The sequence below is a fragment of the Bacillus cereus group sp. BfR-BA-01381 genome (assembly GCF_022663555.1).
In the GTDB taxonomy this organism is placed as follows: Bacteria; Bacillota; Bacilli; order Bacillales; family Bacillaceae_G; genus Bacillus_A; species Bacillus_A pacificus.
In genome coordinates, this window is the sequence record NZ_JAKUFR010000131.1 from 1 (window position 1) to 9,017 (window position 9,017).

Below are 9,017 nucleotides of genomic sequence, written 5' to 3' on the forward strand. Positions count from 1 at the left end.
CTCTTTGAGAAAGCTGAAGAGGCGGCGCAAGAGGAATCACCTGTCATTATGGATATGCCTTTCCCCTGGGAGATGGAAAACACTGATCATATCTTTTTGAAAGAGAAAGAGGAAGTTGATTATCCGTTTGGAACGGGGGATGACGATAAAGAAAAGTATCCCGTTGAAATCAAAAATGAGGAATCGCAGAAATTAGAAAACCCTGAATCAAAAGCAGAAAAAAGTATCTTTGACTTTTAATGGTGGGAAGGAGGATGAAGATGATTTTAACCACTGAGGATGAACAATTATTTATGGATATTCATACACACATCTATTTGGATTTTGAATATATTCGTATGAAAAATTATCCCAATCATAAAGAAAAATCAATCTACGCAAGACTTGCGAAATTAGAGAAAGAAAATTACATCAAAAGTGAAAGACATCCAGTGGCAAGTATTCGTGGAAAGCGTAGGCGATCAGGTAACGGATCAAATATTTATACGCTTGATAAGTACGGTGTTGAAATGGTGCGAGAGTTGAGAGGTGAGGTCCATTGGAATTATAAATGGTCCAATCGAGTTGCAACTTTTGTTTATCATAGTTTGATGTTGGCTCATGTTGAATGTGCCATGTTGGAGCAATCAAAGACAGACATTCCAATTGGAATGAAAGAATGGATAAATGAAGCAAGAGGAACGTTTCAATATGACAAAAATAAAAGTGCTGTTATTCGACCAGATGGATTGGCTGTTATTGGTTTGAAAAACAGAATCGAAGGAAATTATGGCTTGTTTTTGGAAATGGAACGTACTTACGGAACGAAAGAGGTTATCGAGAAAAAGCTACGAAGGTATAACGACTTTTTAAGCCGAGAGGAATCGGTTAAAAAATATGATCGATATGCAGGTCTAACATACCCAATAGAGAAATGGCGACTAATCTTTATTGCTGGTAATGAGGGGCGACAAAAAGAATTGTTACGGTATATGAAAGAAATGGAGAGCCCGAATGTACCTGTTTATGTCGTGATGTTTGAAGAAGTCTTACAAAATCCTTTTGGAGCGATTTATCGGAACATCGGAAATCCTAATGAGAAAGTGAGGTTATAAGAGGGTGTTTCGATTTGTACTTTCAACAATTGTTTCTTTTATAACGGCGGTTATTGTGTTAGTTGTATCAAAAGATTTTATATTTCGTAGATTCCCAGAAGCACAACCGGTTTATGAAGAAATAAAATCTATGTTTTTAGAGATTTATGGAAGGTATGGCTGGGAAGGGTTACTTGTTGTAACAGTTGCAGTTATGGGACTTTCGAAAGCATTTGATAAAAAAGGTTAGGAGTGAAATGGTGTGGGGTTAAAAGAAAGGTTGAATAAGTGGAGGGAAAAAAGGAGGAAACCTTTCCGAATACCTTCGTATAAAGCGAAGAAGATCGGAAATGTGGTCTTTTGGGTACTCTTCTTATGGATGTTTACGGTTTCGATTACCGGGCTTATTACTAATAATAAATTGAAAGCAATGGTGCAAAAGGGCTCGGATTATAAAGTGCAAGTAGATCAGAACGGAGCTACGCGGCCAGAAGCGGTAGAATTTACAAAGCAATTTGCAAAGGAATACTTTACCTGGAAACGTGGGGATAACGAGCGTGCTAACAGAGAAGGGCGTTTAAAACCCTATTTATTAGAAGGAGCAGACCCACAAGCTGGATTAGATATGCATAGTCTTCAGTGGGATGCAAATTATGTACAAGCTTCCATTGTGCGGGTAAAAGAGACTGGAAAACAAAGTGCAGATATGGTTCTTAAAGTAGATTATAAACTTACTCGTCAAGATGAAGGGAAAGACGTTACTGAAACAATTGCTGTACCGATTCAAACGGATGGAAAAGGGTTTATTGTAACGGGAAATCCTCAAGTGGTTAAAGTAGACAATAAAGCAAAAATCAAAGTTGATAAAGATGAAAAGCAATCAGATGAGGCAGATTATAAGGCGAAACAAGAAATTCGCGACTTCTTACCAACTTTCTTCAAGTCTTACACAACAGCAACTCAGAAAGAATTGGAGTATGTATTACACAACAAAGATATTAAAGGATTAGAAGGAGCGCTTCACTTTGAACAAATCAAGGAAGCGAAAGTATATGTAGGATCAAAGAAAGGTACGTATGAAGTTTATACAATTGCTGAAATGAAAGATGCTGTTTCAGAATCCAAAATGACAATGAAATATGTATTAACAGTTAAAAAAGAAGGAAAACAATATATCGTCACTGATATGACAGTGAAATAGAGAGGGGAAAATAAAATGAATTTATTAAATAATATGATACTGGGATTTGGTTTAGATGGAGCGTATGACTGGGTTAAAACACAAGGGAAATATGCTTTAGGGATTATCATTATCGGGTTAGTTATCTTTTGTATTGCGAAGCGAGCATGGGGCTTCCTGGTTACAATTGTTATCGCGGGTGGCCTTGGATTCTTCCTTGTAGCAGCACCAGAAACTCTTGAAAAAGTAGGATCATTCTTAGGTGGAATGTTAGGAATGTAATTAAATAAGGAGGCGTTCTTGCTGATGGAAGAAAAATCAAAACCTTTTATTGTATATACTTTCGGAAGTTATATGAAATATGAACGTCGCCAATATGAATTATTAGGCTATCGTCTTCCACGACCTGTGTCGTGGAAGATGTTAGGCTATTATGCCTTAATAGTATTGGTGTTTGTTATATTAAGAGTTTTCCCATTAACTTCTTGGTTTATTGGACCAATTGCTGATGAATTTTGGCTTCCATATTACATTATCATTCCAGGTTTTGCAGTTTGGGGCTTAGATACGTATAAAACAGATGGTAAGTCATTTTTAGTATTTGCTAGATCATGGATTTTATTTAAATTAAGGCCACATAAAATGTCACGCTTTATCAGGTTTGAAAAACCAAAAAAATATGTTTTTGAAAGTCCTATTTTCATTCGTTACCGTGAATCGGATATTGTTCCTATTATACCTATGAGTCAAGGGGAGGTTGAAGATTATCCATTGACTCTAATAGAACAAGACACAGAAGAATCCGAAACAATACGTTTAGAAGAAGACGAATGGTACTAAAACAAGAGGATGAATTTGAAAATGAATATTTAATAAAAAACATTTGAAAATATAGAAGGTGAGGATATTTAATGCTTGCGTTAAATAGTGTATCGGAATTCCCAATTAATCATGTAGAGGATAATCTTTGTTTTTGTCCAGATCAGAGGGTTTGGAGTATCTATGAAGTCGAAGGTTTTGAATATGAACATCAAAGTGATCGGATGAAGAAAACATATTTCTCAAACCAGAAGTCTTTATTTACACAATTGGAAAGTGATTTTCATTTACTTGTCATTCCAAAAGTAACTGATTCTGACGCAATTATAGATGAACATATTGCAAGATTGAAAGGACCTTTGTCTAACACGGCAAAGGTCCTTTTTGAAAAAGTGAAATTATATTTGCAACAATCATCAGTCTCAAAAGAAAATACAGAATATCATTTTTTCTTATTAGTGCAATTAAATCAAGATAAGAAAGAAAAACAAGTCAAAAACCCAGTAATTGAAACCTCAAAATTCGCTAGAAAATTTATAAAAGGGTTTACTGAAACGCCGTTTCGAGCAATGGGAATTGAAGAAAGTGACTTGTTAGAAGAAGAGATTAGTGATTATAAGGAAGCCGAAGATGGTATTTATAATCAATTATTAGGTGCTTTTCGTTTTGTGAGAAGAGCGACACCACCAGTTACAAGGTTCTTAATTGAACATAATTTCACTCGTGGAATGACAGCTCCAGAAACAGTGAAGGATTGGAATGTAGGAAGCAAAATTTCATGGGTAGATGAAAATGGAGAAACTAAAACGGCAACACGCCCAGACCGTGAGGCTATTCTTCGCTTAACTGAGTGTGAAGTAGATGAAGAGCCTGGCCGTTGTATTCGACTTCAAAGGAGAAATGCAGAGGGGGATTTAGAAGAAAGTTACGTTTCGTTTCTTGCGGTAAGTGACATGGACCCACAATCACATTTCCCAGGCCGAGAATGGATATATCGTATCCAATCGCATTCTTTAAAATTCCCGGTGGAAGTAAGTATTCGTGCTCATCATATGGAGAATGTGAGTGTTCTAAAAGGATTGCAAAATAGCGAGCGGGAATTAAATGACCAACGTCACCAGGCGGCACTTGGTGGAACTGTAGACCGGACTGTAGATCGTAAGGCGGCTGGTGTTAAATTAATGCAAGACGTTTTCCAGACAACGGGTGCACCAGGATTTGAAATGAGTGTTTTATTTGCTGTTTATGCTCAAGATCAAAAAACATTAGCTCATCGCGTTAAGAAACTAATTACAGAGTATAGAAAGATGAAAATTCAATTAGTAAATCCTTATGGCGATCAAATGGCATATTTCTATGAATTCTTCCCAGGGGCAAAACGCTATAATAAAGATTTTAAAATATATGCGGAGCCAGGAGTATTGGCACAAGGTATGTTTGGGGCAACAACACAAATTGGCGACAATCAAGGATTCTATATTGGTCGTACAGTTAAATTAAATCGTCCGGTCTTTATTAGACCAGACTTGGCAGCAAAAGCATTAGAGAACTTAAATAATGAATTTGATAGTTTATCAGTAATGATAGCCGGCATGACAGGGAAAGGGAAATCCTTCTTAATGAACATCTTATTATACTGGATTGTTATGAGCGATGGGCTTGCATTTTGCGTCGATCCTAAAGGGGATAGAAGTGAATGGCCAAAAATGCTTCCAGGGTTTAAGAAAAATAAGGATCAATTGGAAGTATGGACTTTAGGACAAAGTGAACGTGACAAAGGATGTTTAGACCCATTCCGTGTTAGTGCAACAAAAGAAGATGCAATGAGTTTATCGTTGGAAGTTTTAACATATTTAACAGGTGTGACGTTAGAGAACTCAAAATATGACTTCCTATGGACAGCAATTCAACGAGTAGCAAAGAAAGAAGAGCCTTGTTTATCTTTAGTAAAAGATGAATTGCTTGAAATGAAACAAGATGGTGAATTGATTCAAGAAGAGTTAGCGCTATTAACAGAATTAGTAACACGTTTAAATACAATAGAGAATTCACCACTTGCAAATCTATTGTTTGGTAAACCTGGCCAGGATTACAGAGCTTTAGATTTAGAAAGGGCTTTACAAGTTTTACAAATTCAACATTTATCATTACCACCATTAGAGCAAACTGTATTGAGTATTACAGATAAATTATCAGAAAGTGTTCTTACAGCTTTAACAGCATTCGGTAAATCCCTTATGCTTTCAACAGATCGTAAGAAATTTAAAGTTTATATCCAAGATGAGGCTAAAAACGTTATGCGAAATCGTGAGGGAGCAAAGCTTTCGGATGAAATTATTCGTAAAGGACGTTATCACAATACAGGATTATATCTTGGTACACAAAATGCGAGTGATTTTAATTCAGCGAATAAAGAGATTGCTAACGTTGGAATGAAATTCTCCTATTGCTTAAAAAACGATGCTGAAGCAAAAGAAATGTTAGGGTATTATAATTTGCCAGTAACAGACGCTAATATAAGAATGTTGCAGAATTTAAAAAGGGGTCATTGCTTGTTCCAAGACATCTATGGACGTACGGCAGTTATTAAAGTTGATCCTGTTTTTAAAGAATTAGCAGAGGCATTTGATTCTTCAACGAAAACAGCGGAAGAACGTGAACAGGAACTCGCGGGCGCTTAATATAAGGCGAAATAGGGGTGAAGGAATCGTGAAATATAAAAGAACATTGGGCTATTTAGTAGGAGCTATTGTGGCTGGAGGGTTAATTGTAACAACCCTTACAGCCTGTCAATCTACTAAAAGTGAAGTGGTAGATAATCAGAAATTGATTAATATAAAAGCGGCTGATAAAGCAGCTTTGGAATATATGAAAGCTTATATTGAATTAGATAATAAAAAAATGAATGAATTGCATATAAATGAATACGAATTTTTGAAGAAATACAATGTAACATATCCAGGGGCAAGTGATAAATTGAACGGGCGATATGAGTTGTTTAGGTATGATCTAGAAGAAGGTTCAAATGAATTTTATTACAAGGCTCGTTTTTATCATCCAGGTACAGGTGGGAAGAGTAGTGTGGAATTAAAAATGATAAAAGATAAGAAAGATGGAAAGTGGAAGAATTACGGTTGGGCTTGGGGAGATACTCACAATTTAGAGTCCATTGTAGGAGATAAGAAACCAATACAAGTCCATAAGTGGGAGGGGGAACGAGAATGAAAAAGCTCTTCCCTCTTTTTATGGCCATTTTTATTTTGTTTGTTGGTACTGTGCCGAATGTAGCCTTTGCAGAGGATGAACCAAAAGCGTCAGAGGCCAATACAATTTCAGGTAACTTGTTTGATAAATCTAAACAAGAAGATTTTGAGAATGTTCATTATGAGATAGATACCGCACCACATAAAGACGATGAAAAAGGCTTTTTCTCAAAGGCTTGGGGCTATATGTTTGGTGATGATTCTGTAGGGAAAGATATACAGCGGAAAATTAATGGAGTTGGTCAATGGATAGTTTCATTAATGTTCCAGTTTGGGGTTTGGTTAACAAAAATATTGTTATTTATAGTAGAACAATCCTTCAGTTTAGATATTATCGATGTCGTTGCAGATAAATTAGGTAAAGCAATGCAAAATATAGCGGGGATCGGAAGTAAACCGGAATTTGAAAGTGAAGGTTTATTCCCGTCGATTATTAAAATGACATGTATTTTATCTGTTATATATTTTATTTATCTGTTTTTTGTAAAAAGACAAATGACAAAGGGGATAAGTGAATTATTTAAGGTAGTGTGTGTTATTGCAGGGATATTAGTTTACATCGCAAATGCACCAGTGATTCTGAAAGGAATGAATACAATTAGTTCTGAAATTAGTCTTCAAGTTTTAAGTAAGACAACCGGAACGATTCATGGGAATCCAGGGCAAACAAAAAGTCGGGCTATAGCGAATGTAAAAGCACAAATGTGGGAATTGATGGTGGAACGTCCTTATTTGTACTTACAATATGGTCAAGATTCACTAGATACTATTGGTGTAGAGAGGGTAAATAAACTAATTAATACACCACCTGGGGAAGATAGGGTTAAGTTAGTAACAGAAGATGTTAAAGAACATAAGAATTTTATGATGACAAATGAATCGGTAGGGGAGCGATTGATATTTACATTTATGTACTACATTGTAAATACTTTTGCAGGAGCTCCAACAGCAGTTATATGCTTGCTGATAGTAGCGTGCCAATTGTTGTTTATGGTAATGAGTATTATTGGTCCAATAGCGATGGCTTTTGCATTACTACCGAAAAATAGGCGTGTTTTAATTAGTTGGGCTGAACAATGGCTTAAACCGTTAGCCGCAAAAATATTCTTGTCACTTATTGTAATTATTCTGTTTTCAATTGCCGGGCTGTTATATGAACTTCCGGAAGCCGGAACATCTGGTTATTTAATGACGATGATCCTTCAGATTCTGGTATTTGTCCTTTGTTATATCTTTAGAGATAACATCAAAGCGGCATTCCGTAAATCGAAGGTTGCATATAATTCATTTACGGATTTAGAGTATATGGCAGGCAAAACAAAGGATGGATTTAATCGAACAATGGATGGTATTAATGCAGGTGTAGGAAGAGCAAAAGATATGTTTGGAGATTCTGATCCAAATTATATGGGGGATGATCCTTCTGAACATACAGCTGATGAAAGCGGTACAAAACAAGCTACCCTAGATGAAGAGAAAGTTTCAGGAGAAAGTGAAGAAGAAAAAACAAAATATGCAAGTATTGGTGAAGAAGATGAACAAACAGAACAACATCAAGATGAAGAAAAACAAGACGAGGAAGAACAAGAAAGAGCCACAATTGATGAAGATGAAGATGAAGTGGTTGTAAATGCAGAGCAAGAAGAGACAGAAGAGTATCAAGAAGATCAAGAAGAAGTCAATCCAGATAACCTTGCATCGTTAGAAGGAGTTGAAGAAGAAAATCCGGAGTTATCTGAAGTAGAAGATGCGGAGCAACCTGAGCAGGACGATCCTTCTCAATACGAAAATCAAGAAGGAGAAGATAACAACGAAGAACTTTCAAAAATTAATGAGGAAAGAGAAGGTACAGAAAAAAGCAATTCAGAATTGCCGGATGTAGAAGCTCAAGAACAAGGTGAGCAGGATGATCCATCTGATTATGAAACTGAAAACCAAGAAGGAAACAATGAAGAATTGGCAACGGTGAATGGAAATGGTGAAGAAGAAAATCCGGAGTTGTCCGATGTAGAAGATATAGAGCAGCCTGAGCAGGACGATCCTTCTCAATACGAAAACCAAGAAGGGGAAGATAATGACGAAGAACTTTCAAAAATTAGAGAGGAAGGAGAAGGGGCAAACCAAAATGATTCAGAATTGCCGGATGTAGAAGCTCCAGAGCAAGGTGAGCAGAATGATCCATCTGATTATGAAACAGAAAATCAAGAAGAAAATAATGAAGAATTGGCAACGATGAATGGAAATGATGGCGAAGAAGAAAATCCGGAATTGTCCGATGTAGAAGATATAAAGCAGCCTGAGCAAGATGATCCTTCCGATTACGAAACAGAACAAGATGGAGGGAACGGTGAAGTTTTAGTAACGACTGAAGAAACTGAAGTGGATTCAGCACAAAATAATGAACCGTTATCAGATGTAGAAACACCAGAACAAGTAGAACAAGATGATTCCTCTAATTACGAAGCTGGATATGAAGAAGGAAATGCAATGGAGTTAGCGACAACAGAAGAAAGTACTACAGACTCGCAAAAAGAGAATATGGAAGTGTCAGATGTAGAAACACCAGAACAGGTAGAACAAGATGATTCCTCTAATTACGAAGCTGGACATGGAGAAGGAAACACAATGGAGTTAGCGACGACAGAAGAAAGTACTATGGACTCGCAAAAAGAGAATACGGAG

9 protein-coding genes are annotated in these 9,017 nt (G+C 36.5%); all 9 read left to right on the plus strand.

The window, feature by feature from the left end:
* Positions 1 to 240 (plus strand): hypothetical protein (locus MR079_RS26290; protein WP_242294910.1); only part of this gene is annotated, 240 nt, incomplete at its 5' end.
* A 20-nt stretch (positions 241 to 260) separates the two neighbouring features.
* The gene (locus MR079_RS26295; protein WP_061112688.1) at positions 261 to 1,094 is read left to right on the plus strand and encodes a replication-relaxation family protein; all 834 of its coding nucleotides are present in this window, start codon (positions 261 to 263) and stop codon (positions 1,092 to 1,094) included.
* A gap of 4 nt (positions 1,095 to 1,098) precedes the next feature.
* Entirely contained in the window at positions 1,099 to 1,323 is a 225-nt protein-coding gene (locus MR079_RS26300; protein ID WP_000488267.1) for a hypothetical protein, read from the plus strand.
* Positions 1,324 to 1,425: 102 nt separating this feature from the next.
* A complete protein-coding gene (locus MR079_RS26305; RefSeq protein WP_239453023.1) occupies positions 1,426 to 2,274 on the plus strand; it encodes a conjugal transfer protein in 849 nt (282 codons plus the stop codon).
* Positions 2,275 to 2,289: 15 nt separating this feature from the next.
* Positions 2,290 to 2,535 carry a TcpD family membrane protein gene (locus tag MR079_RS26310; protein WP_001050787.1) on the plus strand — a complete coding sequence of 82 codons (246 nt, stop codon included), beginning with the start codon at positions 2,290 to 2,292 and terminating at the stop codon, positions 2,533 to 2,535.
* A 24-nt stretch (positions 2,536 to 2,559) separates the two neighbouring features.
* Positions 2,560 to 3,093 carry a TcpE family conjugal transfer membrane protein gene (locus tag MR079_RS26315; RefSeq protein ID WP_000391621.1) on the plus strand — a complete coding sequence of 178 codons (534 nt, stop codon included), beginning with the start codon at positions 2,560 to 2,562 and terminating at the stop codon, positions 3,091 to 3,093.
* A gap of 71 nt (positions 3,094 to 3,164) precedes the next feature.
* Positions 3,165 to 5,753, plus strand: coding sequence for an ATP-binding protein (locus MR079_RS26320; RefSeq protein ID WP_061112690.1), 2,589 nt, complete (start codon positions 3,165 to 3,167; stop codon positions 5,751 to 5,753).
* A 28-nt stretch (positions 5,754 to 5,781) separates the two neighbouring features.
* The gene (locus tag MR079_RS26325) at positions 5,782 to 6,297 is read left to right on the plus strand and encodes a hypothetical protein (protein WP_061112691.1); all 516 of its coding nucleotides are present in this window, start codon (positions 5,782 to 5,784) and stop codon (positions 6,295 to 6,297) included.
* The coding region (locus MR079_RS26330; RefSeq protein WP_242294911.1) for a CD3337/EF1877 family mobilome membrane protein at positions 6,294 to 9,017 on the plus strand (2,724 nt) is incomplete at its 3' end. The genes MR079_RS26325 and MR079_RS26330, both read left to right, overlap by 4 nt.